Origin of the sequence: Methanomassiliicoccus luminyensis B10 (assembly GCF_000308215.1) — an archaeon.
GTDB lineage: Archaea > Thermoplasmatota > Thermoplasmata > Methanomassiliicoccales > Methanomassiliicoccaceae > Methanomassiliicoccus > Methanomassiliicoccus luminyensis.
This window is the reverse complement of the sequence record NZ_CAJE01000017.1, coordinates 34,531-50,999: the sequence shown is the minus strand read 5'-3', so window position 1 is coordinate 50,999 and position 16,469 is coordinate 34,531. Positions and strand designations below refer to the sequence as shown.

Below are 16,469 nucleotides of genomic sequence, written 5' to 3'. Positions count from 1 at the left end.
CTCACCACATGAAAAGGGGGATTTAAGTGCTTACTCCCAGGCCGGTCCGCAGCGCCTGCAGGTTCGCCCGCATTATCTCGAAGTAGTCCATGTCCGCGTGCGGTCCGGACCGCCCGTGTATGCCGTCGAGGATGAGCACCTCGGCGCCGGTGTCATGGGCCAGGCTCTCGATGGTAGTGTCCGAGTAGGTCGGCTCCCCGAAGATGTAGCCGATCCCGAGATCGTTGATGAGGTCTTCAAGCTCGGCCATGGCCTCAGGAGTAATGTCGCCCGTATCGGCGTATATGCCCATGACACTGTGCACGTTGAACCCGTACCTGGCGGCGAGGTAATTGAACCCCTCGTGAGTGGTCACGATATCGTCCTTGGTCCGATCGGCCAGGCCGTCCGCGAACTCCTGGTCCAAGGCGTCCAGCCGGGACTTGAGGTCCTCGGCGTTGGCCTCGTAGAAGTCGGCGTTGTCGGGGTCCGCCTCCACGAAGGCGGCCAGGATATTATCTACCTGCACCTTGGCGCTCCTTGGGTCGAGCCAGAAGTGGGGATCGTTGGGCCCGTGGTCGTGCTCCTCCTCTTCATGATCATGCTCTTCTCCCTCCTCGTGATCATGATCATGCCCCTCCATCAGGGACACGTTCTTGCTGGTGTCCACCACGACAACCTCCTTTTTAGTGGTCAGCTCAAGGAACTCATCCATCCACGGCTCGAAGCCCGCGCCGTTGTACACGAGGATATCGGCTTTGTCCACCTTCACCACGTCGGAGGGGCGCGGCTCCCATGAATGCGGCTCCGCGTTGTCGGGGATGAGCATGCTCACGTCAGCCTTGTCCTTCCCGATCTCGGAGGAAAAGTAGTACAGAGGATAGAACGTCGCCACCACCTGCATCTTGTCCGAGCTCTGTCCTGTGCTATAGTAGGCAAAAGCGAATCCGCCGGATAGTACCAGGGCACCGACGACGGCCAGTGCGATTATGGTGCGTGACTTCCTGTTTAAGGACATTCTCTCACTATGGCCATTAGATGATAATAATGGATATAGTCCTAACTATTAACAACGGCGTGAGCATACATAAATATGCTAATAACATTCACCTACCCATGCGAAATATGTCGATCGTCAGCGTCTCTCTGACCGACAAGAACCTTGAGGACCTTGACAAGCTCCAGAAGATGCTGGGGCTTGCCGGCAGGAGCGAGGCTATCAGGGTCTGCCTGAGGTCAGCCGAAGCGGAGATAAGGGAACGGGAGAAGCTGGAAGGCGCCATCGAGGGGATCGTCATCGCCGTGCACAAGTCCGGCGCGGGGCACGAGATGGACGAGGCCAGCCACCAGTACAGGAGCACCATACTTACTCAGGTGCACTCCCACCTGAAGAACGGCAAGTGCCTGGACGTGTTCCTGGTCAGCGGGGACGCCGGCGCCGTGAGGGACATGATGTCGGCCTTCCAGAAGAACGAGGGCCTCGAATACATCAAGTTCGTGCAGTCCTGAGGACGGACGGCCAGATCATATCAGGGCCTTCAGCGCTCCTGTCTCGCCGGGGAAGCCCCTGAGGAGCCGGTTCTTTTTCAGGTTCTCTTTGACGATCCACCGCACATCGGGGTCGTCCGCTCCCACCAGCTCGCGCAGGTAGCCGAACCCTTCTTCAGGGCATGCGCACACCGCTACGCTGAGGGAGTACCCGAGCGCCTGCCTCAGGGTCCTGAACCCTTCTGATCTCCGATGATCGGAAGCGAGCATGCGGGCGACGATCTTCCTGTGGATCTCCAAAGCCTCCGCGGCAGTGTTCGGGTCCTTCAGCAAAGCGGGCTCGGCCACTCCTGCGGCCGCCGCCCTCATGACCAGCCAGCGGTCCTCGGCGATCCAGCTGTCAAGCTCCTTCACTATCCTCGACCCCCGCTTCCCGATGATCCTCTGAAGGCCCATGGCCACGCCCTCCCGGGTCCTCCAGCGGGGGTCCTCCGCCTTCTCCCTCAGGCGGGCGAGCGCCTTCTGTTCATATCCTTCCTGCATCGAGCCTATCGCTCCGATGGCCACGGCCCCGCAGAACGGTATCAGCTCTTTGGGGTCGTTCACCGGCGCCTCGTCCGGGGACAGGGAGGACAAGCTGGAAGCGAGCTCCCACATCTTCCCCGGCTCCGTCCCGGAGAGCGTCCCCACCTCGTCGGCGAACGCATGGGCCAGTTCCAGGTTCCCCCGCGGGCCGGGGAGGCTGCTGTTCCTGGCCAGGTACTCGCGGGTCTTTCCATCGTCGGCGGTCCGGAGATATCCGGACAGCAGGTCCCTCACCTCTTTCGCGTAGCTTTCCTTCTTGCCCGTCGGCATCCCCCGGCACGGTACCATCATATGCCGTTCTTCTAGATTGGCATGGGGGCGGCGTCACCGCCTACCCTCGGATTATTCCGTTCCGACCTACCGGACGACCTACCAGTTATCTACCGCGGCATAATCTTTCACCTCGTGTCTCGCAAGATCACGTTCCCGACAGGGATAAGCACGACCTCCATCCACGCCGGGGAGGAACCGGACCCCGTGACCAAAGCATCCGCGCCGAACATCGTCATGTCCACTACATTCGTCACCGAAGCGAGCACCGGCTTCTCAGCGCGGGGCATGGAGGAGGACGCGGGCTGGGTGTACACCCGGTGGGGCAATCCTACCGTCCATCAGCTCGAGGTAAAGCTCGCCGCGCTGGAGAACGCCGAGGCCTCGGTGGCCCTCAGCAGCGGGATGGCGGCGATCTCCGCGCTGCTGTTCCACGTCCTCCGGGCGGGGGACCACGTCGTGGTGAGCGACGTGGCCTATGCCGCGCTGTCGGAGATGACCAACGATACGGTCCCCGGGCTGGGGATAGAGGTCACCAAGGTCGACACCTCCGACCTGGACGCGGTGAAAGGTGCGGTCAAGAAGAACACCAAGCTGATCTACATCGAGACTCCCTGCAATCCTCTCCTCCGCATCACCGATATCGCCGCGGTCGCCGACATCGCGCATAAGGCGGGAGCGAAACTGGCGGTCGATTCTACCTTCGCCACCCCCATCGCCACGCGCCCCCTCGACCTCGGCGCCGACTTCGTGGTCCATTCCCTGACCAAGTACCTGAGCGGCCACGGCGACGCCCTGGGAGGGGCGGTCCTCGGCCCCAAGGAAGAGCTGGCGCAGCTCCGCAGGACCGTCGGCATCCGCTTCGGCGCAGCTCTCAGCCCGTTCAACGCCTGGCTCATCATGCGGGGCCTTGCCACGTTCCCCCTGCGGATGAGGGCGCACCAGGAGAACGCGCTCCAGGTCGCCCGCTTCCTGGAGGGCCACTCCAAGGTAAAGAAGGTCATCTACCCCGGGCTGGAGAGCCACCCCCAGCATGAGCTGGCGAAGAGGCAGATGAAGAACTTCTCCGGCATGATCACGTTCCAGATGGAGGACGGCCCCGCCGCGGCGGAGGTCTTCGCCAGGGAACTGCAGATAATCCACTACGCCGTTTCGCTGGGACACCAGCGTTCCCTGCTGTTCTACCTGCCCACGGACGACATGCTGGAGACATCCTTCAGGCTCGACACTCCAGAGCAGCGGGAGTCCTGGGACCAGTACGCGGGGAAGGGCGTTTTCCGCTTCTCGGTGGGCCTGGAAGATCCCGAGGACATCATAAGGGACCTGGAGCTAGCACTGGAGAAATGCCCCGGCGGTCCATGATGCCGGACGAGTCGTCTGCATCCCCATGGCCGTGCCCCCTTCCCTGATTATCGGGGGGCGACGGGCCTGGTCCGGAAACCCGCCACTCCGATCAATGCGGCTCATTATCATCAAATATTAGAGTTAATAGTAAAATATTTACATACTTACTCAAATTACATCTTAGATGACGGGAGTAGCCCCCCGTCGTTTCATCGGTAAATGATGGCATCAACCATGGGGAGCGGCAGGGAGCAGGCAGCGGCGTGCCTCCCTGCGCCCTCCTTTTTTTCTGGCTTAATATGGTTTAGGGAACGGCCCCCGTTCACAGCCTGGAGAATGCCATGCCATAGAGAATGTCCCGCCAGAACAACAGGCCTGTCAGGCGCCCCTCCTCGTCCACCACGGGGACCCTGCTGATGCCCTTCTCCTTCATGATCCTGATCGCGGAGCTCAGGGGCGTGTCCCTGGTGACGGTGTGTACCGGTGAGGACATGACCTCGGATATCTTGAGGCTCATGAACTTGGCTTGATGTATCCGAGCGTGGCGGAGCAGGTCCCGCTCGGTGAAGATGCCCACCGGCCTCTCCTCTTCTCCTCTCTGTCCACCACTATGACGCTGCCACTGTCCCTCTCGACCATGAGATCAATGGCGGCGGTCACCGAGTCGTCGGGGGTTACCACCTCTTCCTTGGGGATCATGTAATCCTTTACCGTCTCGACCATGGTTCTCAGTAATGAAGTCGAGGCGGCCCGATAAAAAAGACGTCTACGCTGTATGTCGAAGGCGAAGTGAAGTAAAAAAGGACGAACGGGTCGCCCTGTTCGTCCTTTTCAAGGTTTGGCGTTCGTGCTCAGACCACTACATCGAGCATTCCCAGGATGCCGATGATCAGCGCTATCACTCCGATAATGGTCTGGAACCCTCCGAGCCACTTTCCGAACCTCTCCAGGTACTTGCCGAGCACAGGTATCATGTAGAAGACGCCGGTCAGCAAGATGATGCCTACCAGCGTAGCCACTATACCCTGCAGGGAAAAGAGATCTAGAATGCCAACGATCAGTGTTATGATGCCGATGATGATCTGGAACCCTCCGAGCCACTTGCCGGCCTTCTCCAGGTATTTTCCGATGCCGGGCAAAGCTCCGACGATCCCGACGCACAGCACCAGTCCACCGATCACATTCATTATTTCTACCAATTCGATTGCCATAGCAAATCTCCTTGGGTTTTCGTAACAAAATGTGGGATATTTAATAGCTATCATTTTTTTCTTACGCAAAATAATAGAATGACTGCGTTAAAACATTGATGGGAGCGACGATGCCGGTACTTTTGATCAGAGATTTAGGATATCCTAAATCTTAAATACGACGGAAGTCATCGCTGTTAGGAACCTTGCATGATCGTGATCGGCCGGATCGTGACAAGCATCCTGTCGACCATGAAATCTTATGTCTGGCAGGAGAAGGCGGCTTCGGGGACCCATGATATGATCCGCGATCGTGATGGCTTGGGCAGCAACGGACCATGTGCTGCGACCCTTGAGAAGGTCGCCCCGATCGTCGGGCCGATGAACGCACCATCCTGCGTACGGCCCCAGCCGCACCGGCGGCCATTGCCATTTCAAGAGGGTAGGTCATGAAACCAAGCGCACCATCGGAAGGGATGAACGGTCGGCATATCGCAGAGGTCGTTCTCGGCACTGAACCGGAATGCCGCCCCAGACGCCCAGGATGTCTGGCGACACGGAGGGCGGGAACATGGGTCTGATGAACATCTATGCCTACGCCCGCGACTCCAAGAAGCAAATGTGGATCTCGATCATTCTGCTCACCGCGGCGGTGGTCCTGGGCATTGTCCCGTATTTCCTGATCCAGGACATCATCGTGCGCTTCACCGGGGAGGGGGCGCTCGACCTGGCATACCTCGGCATAATCGCCGGAGCGGTCCTTGCCACCCTGGTCCTGAAAACGTACCTGCATCACAGGGGTCTTGCCGCGTCCCACCACCTGGCCTATGACACGCTCATGGGCATGCGGGAGAGGGTGGCCGACAAGATGATGAAAGTGTCCATGGGGACGGTGAACAAGCACGGCAGCGGCGGGCTGAAGAAGAACTTCGTTGAGAACATAGAGGACATGGAGCTCCTCCTGGCGCATGCTATGCCAGAGGGCATATCCAACATTATCACCATAGTTATCGTCACCGCGGTCCTGTTCATCCTGGACTGGCGCCTGGCCCTCGCGGCCATCGCGGTGTGGCTCATCGGCCTGGTCCCCGTCGTCCTCATGTTCAAGGACGGCATGAAAAGGATGGGGCCTTACTACCAGGCCTCCAAGGAGATGAACGAGAACATCGTCGAGTACATCTCCGGCATGGAGGTCATCAAGGTGTTCAACCAGACCACTACCTCCTTCAAGAAGTACACCGCCTCGGTCGAGAACTACAGGAAGAACACCCTGGATTGGTACAGGGTATCGTGGAACTACATGGTAGTGTACAGCATCATCCTGCCCTCGACCCTTCTGTTGCTGCTGCCCGCGGGCATGCTGTTCTATTCGGAAGGGACCCTCGCCCTCGGCACCCTGGTGCTGTGCATACTGCTCGCCATGAGCGTGGGAGCGCCGCTGACCCGGCTGGTGGAGTTCTTCCCCACCTTCCCCATTCTCCAGCAGAAGGCCCAGAAGATCGAGCAATTCTTCAGTGAGCCGGAGATCGAGAGCGGCAGGATCGCCAGCGTGCCGGAGGACCACACCGTCACCTTCGACAGGGTGACCTTCGCTTACGAGGACAAGGAGGTGGTAAAGGACGTCTCGTTCGTGGCGAAGGCGAACACGGTCACCGCCCTGGTGGGCGAGTCCGGAGCGGGCAAGTCCACCCTGGCCAAGCTTCTCGTCCGGTTCTGGGACGTCAAGAGCGGCGAGATCAGGATCGGCAGCATCAACATACGGGACCTTACCTTCGAGACGCTGATGAACTCGATCAGCTACGTGTCCCAGGACATCTTCCTGTTCAATACCACTATCAGGGAAAACATCCGCATGGGCAGGCCGGACGCCACTGACGAGGAGGTGCTGAAGATGGCCAAGATCGCGCAGTGCCACGACTTCATCATGGGAACGGAGCACGGATACGATACCGTGGTCGGGGACGCCGGGGACAAGCTGTCCGGGGGGCAGCGCCAGCGCATCGCCATCGCCCGGGCCATGCTCAAGAACTCGCCGATCGTCGTACTGGACGAGGCAACCTCGTTCACCGACCCGGAGAACGAGGACAAGATACAGGAGGCGTTGAACGGCCTGATCCGGGGGAGAACGCTGATAGTGATCGCCCACCGCCTGTCCACGGTCGCCGAGGCGGACAACATCATCCTGCTGGACGGCGGCAGGATATCCGCCCAGGGGACCCATGCCGAACTCCTTGCCATCTCGCCGACGTACCGGACGATGTGGCAGGCTCACGCCGAATCCATGGACTGGGACATCGCCGTCAAGGAGAGGAGCGGATCGACATGTTAGGCTTCATAAGAAGAATGCTAAAGTTGTCCGGTGAGCACGGGCGCAGGATAAAGATCGCTTTCGTCCTCAGCTTCTTCGAGAGCATGCTCACGTACGTTCCCGTATTCGCCTTCATCCTGGCGTTCACCAAGATCCTGGACGGCTCCCTGGTGGCTTCGGACGCATGGCTGATCGCCGAGATCATGGTGGGCGCCGTCATCGCAAGGTGCATCCTGAGGCGAGCCTTCGTGGTCCGGCAGAGCGGAGCGGGGTACGAGGTATGCGCCCGAGAGAGGATAAGCATCGGGGACCGCCTGAAGCGCTTCCCCATGAGCTATTTCACCGAGGGCAACATCGGCAACATCACCTCCGCCATCTCCATCGACCTGCTGTTCGTGGAGGAATACGGCATGGGGGCCATGGACAAGGTGGTCAACGGGTACATCGGCATAATCCTGGGATGTTTCATCCTGCTGATCATCGATTGGCGTGTTGCGCTCGTATCCATAGCAGTGTTCGCGGCGGCCATGTTCGTGCTGGGCAAGATCCAAAGGACCAACCAGGAACAGTCCGCGATAAGGCAGAGGCAGCAGGCCCGGCTCACTTCGGCGGTGCTCGAGTACGTTCAGGGGATCTCCGTCATAAAGTCCCTGAACATGTCGGGCGAGAGGGCCCAGGCCATCAAGCGCACTATCAAGGAAACGCGCGACCACGCCATCGACTTCGAGGAAAAGTACACCCCGCTGAGCACCATGTACCAGGTATGCTTCGCGGTCGGGGTGGGCCTGACCGTCCTGGCGACATCTGTTCTCTGCTTCAACGGGAGCCTGAACCTGTCCACGCTGCTCGTTCTGGTGATCTCCATATTCTACATCTACATGCCGGCCCAGGCCCTGGCGTCCCTGAGCGCCCAGATGAGGGTGATGGAGGCGGGGCTGGACCGGTACGAGGCGCTCAAGAAGGTCAGGATCATCGACGGGGACGGGAAGGACATAAAGTTGGACCGGTTCGACATCGAGTTCAAGGATGTTTCCTTCTCCTATGAGAACAACGAGACCCTGAGGGACGTCAGTTTCAAGGTCCCGGAGAGGAGCATGACCGCCCTGGTGGGGGCGTCCGGCTCCGGCAAGACCACCATCGCGAACCTCATCGTGAGGTTCTGGGACGTCCAGCAGGGCGAGGTGCTGGTGGGGGGCGTCAACGTTAAGAGGATGACCTGCGACAGCCTGCTCAAGAACATCAGCATGGTGTTCCAGAACGTGTACCTGTTCAACGATACCATCCTCAACAACATCAAGTTCGGCCGGTCCGACGCCACCTTCGAGGAGGTAGTGGCCGCGGCGAAGAAGGCGCGGTGCCACGACTTCATCATGGCTTTGGAGAAGGGGTACGACACGATGGTGGGGGAAGGCGGGGGCACCCTGTCAGGGGGCGAAAGGCAGCGCATCTCCATCGCCCGCGCGATCCTCAAGGACGCGCCGATAGTCCTGCTGGACGAGGCGACGGCCAGCGTCGATCCGGACAACGAGAAGCACATCCAGCAGGCCATCAACGAGCTGGTGAAGGACAAGACGCTGGTGGTCATCGCTCACCGGCTGTCCACAATCCGGAGCGCCGACCAGATACTGGTCATCGACGAGGGCAGGATCGTCCAAAGGGGCACCCACGCCGAGCTGGTAAAGCAGGGAGGCCAGTATGGCAATCTGTGGGAGAAGCGCCAGAAGGCCCGCGGATGGAAGATCTCGACGGGCCCGCCGGCCGGAGGGAACGGAATGCCTCCCTCTGCTAATGGCGGAAGAGCCGAGCCAGCCCTATCGCGGGCAAAGCAGGACGCGGCGAAGTGCGATCCCTGACGGCGGGGACCCGGGCCCCGTAAGCCCCGGTGGCCGAGCGGGGCCCGGAAGAGATCCTCGTGGACCGGTCAAAGCTTGAACCCAGGGACGTCGTCGAACAGCGCCCCGTACATCCTCGAGAACAGTGCGATGTACTCCTGGGCCTTCTCGGTGGTCCGGTAAGCCGTCCTGCCGTCCCGCTCCTCGGCATCGAGGTATCCCTTCGAGGTCAGGAAAGAAAGGTGCTGCTGCCCGATCTTCGAGTTCAGGTCGCAGCGGTTGATGATGTTGGTGAAGGTCCTGGGCTCGCGGCAGAATACCAGGACCTCCCAGTATATCTCGTAGGGGGTGCGGCGCCCCCTCATCTCAGTCGGCCTCCAGTTTCTTCTGGAGAGCATCCTCGATCTCCTCGGCCTCCTTCAGCCTGGCGTCCCAGGACCGGGAATATCTGGTGAAATAGCGGGCGACAAAGACGCTCGCCGCCCCCACACCCAAGAGGGCGATGCCGCCGAGCAGCGGAACGATGTTCTCTAAGGCGGCCCCGTCGGAAACGATCGAAGCCGCCGAGGCGAGCGTGGCGATGCCCCCTCCGATGGCGGCCAATGTCCCGGCCGCCGGTGTCAGCGTGGACATCCTGGAAATGATCGTCCGGTTGGAGCGGTAGTATGCCATCATCTCGATCATCAGGCCGGTGATGGTCTCTTCCCTGCGGTCCTCCTTTGTTCCCTCGTAGGCGGCCTTGAGGTCGCTGACTCCATCCATGACCTCGACCGTGTTGATCAGCCAGTAGAACCCTGCAGTGAAGATCCCCACGCCCAGGGCGGTGTAGAGGATGGGGAGCAACTGCAGGTCTCCCGAGAAGATGCTCTCTATCAGGTTGAGCGCGAGGCCAATTCCCAGCCCGAAGGTGATCCCGGCGATGCCGACGTTCACGATGGTGAGGCGGAAGAAGGTCTCCAGCTCCCGCTTGAACTTCATTTCCAAACCCGTTTCAGGCTCCATGGTTCTGAAAGATGATGTTCCGAGGGTATCTATCCCCGAGAAACTTAGTTACATATCCAAAGTAGCTGAGATCGTATCATCTTTTCAGGCGATGGGCTTATCGGGCGGTGGAGCAGCCTTGCGCGTTCCGATCCACATTGGGCCCAGGTGATGCGAATTCCGGCTTGGGGGTGAACGCCACCTCAGAGAACTGTGTGATCTGCGCGCCCGCTCCTTCCAAGGAGGACACCACCGCCTCTGAGATATTGCTCTTCAGCTCATCCGGTGAACCCCTGACCCTCGCGTTCAGAATGAGCCGCCCCTCTCCTTCGATATAGCGCCCCCCGCGCACTCCGTCGGTCTGCACGGAGCCAGCCACCATGCTCATCTTCACGCCCACGGTCTTCGATTCCATCAGGACCTTTACGTGGGCGGTCCTCTCGTCGCCGAACCGTTCTGCGACCGCCTTCATGACCGATGAGATGACGGAGTATGAGTCCAGCCTGCCGCCGCTGACAAAGTCCGCATGGGAATTGTACCAGCCGAGGGACGCCTTCTCCGCGGCGAACAGGCGGCCGTCCTGCGGCTTGCGCTCTTTGCTGCTGGTGAGGTCGGAAAGGACCATCTTGGCGATCTTGTCGAGGTTCTGTCCGCTGTGCGATGAGAACGCGATGATGTCGGCGCCGGGGTTCTTCGAACGAAGGATCCGCTCGATCCTCGCGAGCTCATCGGCATTCTCCAACCGGTCCGTTTTCGATACCAGGATGATCTCCGCTTCCTCCACCTGGTTCGTGGGAACACGGGCGCTGTCGTCCAGGTCGTAGATCGGTTTTCCGCGGGGCGGATCGGCAAGCCTGGTACCATCAACGACAACGAAGAAAGGGGCAACCTCGAACTGGTCGGGATATGCGTCCCTTATCTGCATGATGACGTTCGCGAGGATGTTCGTGGACGTGCCGATGGGCTCAGCGATTATCACGTCGGGCCTGCCAGTCTCCACAAGATCCTTGGCATGCGCTATGAACGTGGGGAGCTTGGTGCAGAAGCATCCCCCGCTCACGCCTCTGACATCGAAGCCGGCGTTCCTCACGAACTCTGTGTCCACCAAGACCTCGCCCTGATCATTGGTTATTATCGATACGGACAGGCCGTTCTCGGCGCTCAGCTTCCTTGCCAATGCCACCGCCAGGGTGGTCTTGCCCGCGCCCAGATATCCGCCTAGAACTACCAACTTGGATCGCTTCTCGTTACCTGCCTCCGTCCCGCGCTGCATGGTGATGCACCCGCTTGGTCCGATTTAAGGATACCTGACATAATCACTCGCTGAGCCTAGCGCTCTTTTGCGGGACCGGTCGAGCTCGGGCCACATCTTTCCATGATGCAGGGTGGATCCAGCGCTGTACGGACGAGAGATCATGACATTGCATGATGTGAGAATGCTGGTTTTGAGTTATAAACCAAATATTACAATCCCATGTAAAATATTAAATATTGCACTTTATACAGGGAGTCAGTCCGAATGGAATATGTGAGGATGATCTTGTGGAATTAGTGCTGAATAACAAGAAGATAGCCGCGCTTGTGGTGGTGTTCTTGCTGCTGGTCGCAGCCGTCACGTTCCTGGCGTGGCCGAAAGGTTCATCTGCAGTATACAGCGGCCCGTCCGTTGAAAACGACCTCGACACGATGACATGGGGGGACATATTCAAGGAGGCGCAGGGCCAGACGGTGAACCTGGCGTTCTACAGGGATACGTACAACGACCGGTTCTTCGATGAGATCCTCATCCCCCTGGCCGCCAAGTACGGTGTTACAGTGACCTACGGCGACGATCTGGGCTTCATCGGCGCGATGAACGACGCTCAGTCCGGCGGAGCACCCAAGTACGACATGTACTGGATGGGGGTCAGCGGGTACGATGCCTTTACCGGCCTGTGGTGGAACGAGGACTGGAAGAGAGCGATACCGAACGCGATCTTCCTCTCCGAGGGAACGGACAGCCAGGTCAGCTACTCGATCAGCGGCAACTCGACCGGATATGTCGGGAACGAGATCGAGTTCAGCGGCGGGCAGCTCATGCTCATGTACAACAGGGGCTGCGAGGACCCGGCCCTGGATTATAACGAGATGAAGCTGCAGAAAGGGACCACGGTCAAAACGATCACCCTTACGGAAGGTTCCGGCCCGGCGAACCTGGAGTGGGCCGGCATCGCGGACGGCGCGGCATATGCCATCGATGACGTCATGGCCCTCCTCAACAGCGACGCGGCCATTTCGGTGGTCTACGGCCTGCCCCATGACTATACCGAACTTTACAGCTGGATCAAGATATATCCCGGCCAGTTCACATACTGTGACACCAGGGGCGGGCACAACAGCTACTATATCGGGTATTCGTTCATGTATGGGGCCGCTTATGAGCTGGCCTGGGACGGGGAAAAGACCTCGTGGACCGCATGCACCGACCCCGCCGCGTACTACTACAGCCAGTACACCGATGGGGTCGATACTTCCGACCCATCTGCGGTCAAGGCCGCATACGCAAAATGGATCGACAAGCAGACCGAGGCGGTGGGGGATGGTGCGGAGGCCCTTCGGTCGGTCCTTGGGTACATGTTCATCTACCTCGACGAACTCGATGACTACACGTACAAGGTGGATGGGAGATCATGGTACGCAGAGTACACTAACGACATCTACAAGAAGTTGGTCGGGTACAACACGGACGACACCCGCATCAACGACGGCACCGTCCTTCTCTCGTTCACGGTCGTGGCATCGCAGGTCAACAGAGCCGCCGACATGTCCCTCGATGTCGGCATCTACTCCATGGACACCAGCGTCATGGAGCAGTATTGTTGGACCATCAACAACGACTCTAACTCCAAGGCGGGGTGCCTGGTCGTTGCCAATCTGCTCAATGATCCGTATGTCCAGGCCATGTGGTACAAGATAACGGGGGAGATCCCCAACATCGACCTCGACAAGTACCTCCAGTACATCGGCGGGGTGAACGGGCCCTACTACGAATCCCAGTATGAGCGGTACTTCGGCTTCATAGATGATTGGTCGTCGGACACCGCGCTCGTGGACCTGTTCGTGACGCCCGAGAGGCTTGCCGGGACCGCAGTGGATGCGAACCTGTCCAAGTTCTACATCACCCTGGGAGTGCTATGGGCTACGGCATTGGGCTACACCTGAGCACGAGCGGATGGAGCATGAAGGGGAACGCAAGAGGGGCGATCGCCGTAGCGCTGCCTCTTGCGTTCCTGCTTATTTTCTTTTTCCTCCCGCTGGCCCTCTCGGTCAAGAACAGCATGTACAACACGCATGCCGATTTCATAGGCCTGTCGACGTACGCCGAGGTCATCAGCGACCCTCACTTCCTGGATACTTTCCGCTACACCCTTGAGGTATCCGCGTTCTCCACCATCTTGGCCGTGGCCGCGGCGGTGGTGATCTCGATGGCCATAAGGGGCACCTTCGCCGGCAAGAAGCTGTCATTGTTCCTGTTCCAGATGAACGCGTCCATTCCGCACCTGTCGGTGGCGGCGATGATGCTGTTCCTGCTTTTGCCGTCCGGGTTCATGTCCAGCCTGGCTTATCAGCTGGGATTGATAGACACGTACGCGGCGTTCCCCACCATCGTTGGCGGGACCAGCGGCTCGGGGGTGATCATGTCATTCGCCTGGAAGTTCGCCCCCTTCATCGGCCTCTCCGTCCTGTCGGTGCTGCAGTCGGCGACCCCCGAATACGAGCAGCAGGCCGCCACCTTGGGCATGGGCCCTTGGGCGAGGTTCAGGCATATCGTCCTCCCCATGATAAGCCCCGCCATCATCTCGTCGTCGATCATCTGCTTCGCGTTCGCGTTCGGCTCCTACGAGGTCCCCCTGCTCCTGGGGCTCAACGACACCTTGGCCATCGAGTCGTACAACCTGTTCCGCAGCATCTACGGGATGGAGCACCTCGATCGGGCGTACGTGCTGTCGAACATCATAACCATGGTCACACTGGCCCTGACGATAGTGTACTTCTGGTTCGCGATTCCCAAGGGGAAAGGGAGGCGGACGGATTGAACCGGTACGCCAAAGGCGCGATCATCGTCATGATGACGGTGCTGGTCCTGGTCCCGATCTACCCCTTGATCGGATGGTCCTTCTCCAGCACATGGACCTTCCCCCGTCTGATGCCCAACAGCTTCACCGCCGACAGGTTCATTGCGGTCCTGACCACGGACACTTATGTTACGGCCATTTACAACAGCGTCGTCCTGGCGGTGACGGTGACACTGCTGTCATTGGCCTTGGGGTTCTATGCCGCCAAGACGCTCGGCATGAGGGATTTCAGGGGCAGGAGGGCGCTGGAGATACTGATGCTGCTCCCGGCGCTGGCGCCCGGCATCGCCATCCTGTACGGGGTCAGGGAGGTGTTCGTCAGCATGGGGCTGTACCTCTCGTGGGCCTCCGTGGTGATAGCCCAAACGGTGTTCACCCTGCCATACATCATAATGCTGCTGATACCTTTGTTCAGGAACTATGACGCCGACTATGAGCGCCAGGCCGCCACCTTGGGCATCAGCAAGCTGAACACGCTGATACACGTGACCCTGCCGTCCATAAGGTCCGGGCTGATCGTGGCGTGCATGTACACCTTCATGGTCTCCTGGTCGATGTTCCTGGTGGTCAATTTCCTTGCACCCGTGGGGTTCACGACCATAGCTACATTGCTGTTGCCGCTGATAGCCACCTGGTCAAGCAGCACCACGGTCGCCGTAATGACGCTATTGTTCATCCTGCCGGCCCTGTTCGTGTTCGTGCTCTCATCGAAGATGCTCGGCGATTCTGCCGAAATGGGGAGATACAATCCATGAGCTTCCTGGAATTGAAGGACATCTCGAAAAGGTACAAGAACGCACCGAGCGCAACGTTGGACGGGCTGGGCCTGTCCCTCCATGAGGGAGAGATCATGGTCATCCTGGGCCCCTCTGGCTGCGGGAAGTCCACTACACTCAAGATAATCGCGGGCCTGGAGGAGCAGGATTCCGGCTCGGTGCTCATCGACGGAGAGCGCATGGATGGCGTCAAGACGGAAAAGAGACCGATCGCCATGGTCTTCCAGAAGCCTTTGTTGTTCAGGCACATGACCGTCGGTCAGAACGTCGATCTCGCGCTCAGGGTCACCAGCAGGTACCGCAAGGAGGAGCTGGCGGCCAAGACCGCCGAGATGTTGAGGCTGGTGAAGCTTGAAGGGTTCGAGGATAGGAGGTCCACGGAGATATCGGGGGGACAGGAGCAGAGGGTATCGCTGGCCAGAGCGCTGATGACCAGCCCGAAGCTGCTGCTCCTCGATGAGCCCCTGAGCGCGCTGGATGCCGAGCTCAGGATAGAGATGCGCAAGAACATCCGGGAGATCTGCAAGAGCCTGAACCTGACCGTGCTGTTCGTCACCCATGATCAGCAGGAAGCGGTCTCCATCGCCGACCGCATAGGCCTTCTGATAGACGGAAAGATCGTCCAGTGCGGTGAGCCTGAGGAGTTCTATTGCCGGCCCGCTTCCGCCAAGGTCGCCAAATTCTTCGGTTGGAAGAACTTCATCCCGGCAAGGCAGGAGGGAACGTCCGTCACGTCATCCATCGGGACCTTCGACATCGAGGGCCTGCCGAACAGGACGGGCGACGCCATCCTCCTCATCCGGCCCGAGGGCCTGCTGTGCTCGGACCACGGGGCGTTCTCGGCGAAGGTGAGGTCCGTGTCATACCTGGGCGCAAGGTCCGAATACGTCATCGACCATAATGGGACGGACCTGAACATAGCCGTGTCAACCAGGTTCATCTATCAGCCCGGTGACGAGCTGAGGTTCGATCTCGATACAAAGATGATGTGGGCCGTGGAACCGGAGCCGGCCGCAGACAAGGTGACGGCCCCCGTCATCGAGAGCAGAGCGAGCGTCCTCGGTTCGTTCAAGGGCCTTATCTCCAGGAAGAGGTCGGTGGAGTGACATCGGGACAAACCTCCTGTGATCCAGGAGAGAGGCGCATTCGGGAAGTGAGCGGCACGACGAACGGGCAAGAGATAAAATTCCACGTCACCTGGCTCTGCGGAGGCGATTCCATGATGCTGACCCCCCGGACGAAGATCGCGGTCGACATGGCCCACGCCGCCGATGTCCTGAAGGACATCAGCAATAAGACCACCGAGATGCTCGTGCAGTTTGACTGGAAGGGCGTCCAGATAACGCTGTACAGGAGCGGCAGCATGCACTTCTACCATTTCATCGATGTGCCATTGGGGAAGCGGTACGCAGAAGAGATACTCGCGCACGTAAGAGGATGAACACCAGCGCCGAGAATGTTTGAGTATAAAATCAAAAATTGTTAATAGTTTTCAAATGTTGTACCCTCATTAGCCGGCCGCGGGACCGCCGCTGGCGCATCCCCCAGGATGCCCGGAGGAGGCTCTCTTGCAGAGATGGGCGGCACCGAATATCGGTGCC

Annotated in this window: 17 protein-coding genes; 9 read left to right on the top strand and 8 right to left on the bottom strand. The window is 59.4% G+C overall.

Annotated elements, in window-relative coordinates; genetic code table 11:
- Positions 1-22: 22 nt before the first annotated feature.
- Positions 23-997, bottom strand: a complete 975-nt coding sequence (locus WYS_RS10190) for a metal ABC transporter substrate-binding protein (protein WP_019178068.1) — start codon at positions 995-997, stop codon at positions 23-25.
- Between the two features lie 107 nt (positions 998-1,104).
- Here WYS_RS10190 and WYS_RS10185 point away from each other — a divergent pair, with 107 nt between their 5' ends.
- Positions 1,105-1,488: a CopG family ribbon-helix-helix protein gene (locus WYS_RS10185; protein ID WP_019178067.1), complete on the top strand. Its 384-nt coding sequence runs from the start codon at positions 1,105-1,107 to the stop codon at positions 1,486-1,488.
- 15 nt (positions 1,489-1,503) lie between these two features.
- On the opposite strand, the gene WYS_RS10180 is transcribed toward WYS_RS10185, so the two are convergent.
- Positions 1,504-2,343, bottom strand: a complete 840-nt coding sequence (locus WYS_RS10180; RefSeq protein ID WP_147654301.1) for a hypothetical protein — start codon at positions 2,341-2,343, stop codon at positions 1,504-1,506.
- A gap of 114 nt (positions 2,344-2,457) precedes the next feature.
- Between WYS_RS10180 and WYS_RS10175 the strand changes: the two genes are divergently transcribed.
- The gene (locus WYS_RS10175; protein ID WP_019178065.1) at positions 2,458-3,684 is read left to right on the top strand and encodes a trans-sulfuration enzyme family protein; all 1,227 of its coding nucleotides are present in this window, start codon (positions 2,458-2,460) and stop codon (positions 3,682-3,684) included.
- Between the two features lie 304 nt (positions 3,685-3,988).
- On the opposite strand, the gene WYS_RS15045 is transcribed toward WYS_RS10175, so the two are convergent.
- The 3 genes from WYS_RS15045 to WYS_RS10160 all read right to left on the bottom strand — a co-directional run bounded on the left by WYS_RS15045 (position 3,989) and on the right by WYS_RS10160 (position 4,877).
- Positions 3,989-4,183: a CBS domain-containing protein gene (locus WYS_RS15045; protein ID WP_019178064.1), complete on the bottom strand. Its 195-nt coding sequence runs from the start codon at positions 4,181-4,183 to the stop codon at positions 3,989-3,991.
- Positions 4,180-4,389, bottom strand: a complete 210-nt coding sequence (locus WYS_RS10165; protein ID WP_019178063.1) for a CBS domain-containing protein — start codon at positions 4,387-4,389, stop codon at positions 4,180-4,182. The genes WYS_RS15045 and WYS_RS10165 overlap by 4 nt, the downstream gene beginning before the upstream one ends.
- A gap of 128 nt (positions 4,390-4,517) precedes the next feature.
- Positions 4,518-4,877 carry a hypothetical protein gene (locus tag WYS_RS10160; protein ID WP_201798826.1) on the bottom strand — a complete coding sequence of 120 codons (360 nt, stop codon included), beginning with the start codon at positions 4,875-4,877 and terminating at the stop codon, positions 4,518-4,520.
- A gap of 550 nt (positions 4,878-5,427) precedes the next feature.
- Here WYS_RS10160 and WYS_RS10150 point away from each other — a divergent pair.
- Positions 5,428-7,185 carry an ABC transporter ATP-binding protein gene (locus WYS_RS10150; protein ID WP_049796335.1) on the top strand — a complete coding sequence of 586 codons (1,758 nt, stop codon included), beginning with the start codon at positions 5,428-5,430 and terminating at the stop codon, positions 7,183-7,185.
- Entirely contained in the window at positions 7,179-9,017 is a 1,839-nt protein-coding gene (locus WYS_RS10145; RefSeq protein WP_049796331.1) for an ABC transporter ATP-binding protein, read from the top strand. The genes WYS_RS10150 and WYS_RS10145 overlap by 7 nt, the downstream gene beginning before the upstream one ends.
- A gap of 68 nt (positions 9,018-9,085) precedes the next feature.
- Here the strand turns inward: WYS_RS10145 and WYS_RS10140 are convergent, their stop codons facing one another.
- From WYS_RS10140 to WYS_RS10130, 3 genes are all read right to left on the bottom strand, one after another.
- Positions 9,086-9,361, bottom strand: a complete 276-nt coding sequence (locus WYS_RS10140) for a winged helix-turn-helix domain-containing protein (RefSeq protein WP_019178058.1) — start codon at positions 9,359-9,361, stop codon at positions 9,086-9,088.
- 1 nt (position 9,362) lies between these two features.
- Entirely contained in the window at positions 9,363-9,974 is a 612-nt protein-coding gene (locus WYS_RS10135) for a hypothetical protein (protein ID WP_019178057.1), read from the bottom strand.
- Between the two features lie 121 nt (positions 9,975-10,095).
- Entirely contained in the window at positions 10,096-11,250 is a 1,155-nt protein-coding gene (locus WYS_RS10130) for a GTP-binding protein (protein ID WP_019178056.1), read from the bottom strand.
- A 269-nt stretch (positions 11,251-11,519) separates the two neighbouring features.
- Here WYS_RS10130 and WYS_RS10125 point away from each other — a divergent pair, with 269 nt between their 5' ends.
- The 5 genes from WYS_RS10125 to WYS_RS10105 all read left to right on the top strand — a co-directional run bounded on the left by WYS_RS10125 (position 11,520) and on the right by WYS_RS10105 (position 16,309).
- On the top strand, positions 11,520-13,178 hold the full coding sequence (locus tag WYS_RS10125) for a hypothetical protein (protein ID WP_147654299.1): 1,659 nt from the start codon (positions 11,520-11,522) through the stop codon (positions 13,176-13,178).
- Positions 13,179-13,195: 17 nt separating this feature from the next.
- Positions 13,196-14,053 carry a carbohydrate ABC transporter permease gene (locus WYS_RS10120; RefSeq protein ID WP_162137731.1) on the top strand — a complete coding sequence of 286 codons (858 nt, stop codon included), beginning with the start codon at positions 13,196-13,198 and terminating at the stop codon, positions 14,051-14,053.
- Positions 14,050-14,847, top strand: coding sequence for an ABC transporter permease (locus tag WYS_RS10115; RefSeq protein WP_019178053.1), 798 nt, complete (start codon positions 14,050-14,052; stop codon positions 14,845-14,847). The genes WYS_RS10120 and WYS_RS10115 overlap by 4 nt, the downstream gene beginning before the upstream one ends.
- Entirely contained in the window at positions 14,844-15,974 is a 1,131-nt protein-coding gene (locus WYS_RS15040) for an ABC transporter ATP-binding protein (RefSeq protein WP_019178052.1), read from the top strand. The genes WYS_RS10115 and WYS_RS15040 overlap by 4 nt, the downstream gene beginning before the upstream one ends.
- Positions 15,975-16,087: 113 nt before the next feature.
- Entirely contained in the window at positions 16,088-16,309 is a 222-nt protein-coding gene (locus WYS_RS10105; RefSeq protein WP_026069007.1) for a hypothetical protein, read from the top strand.
- Positions 16,310-16,469: the final 160 nt, after the last annotated feature.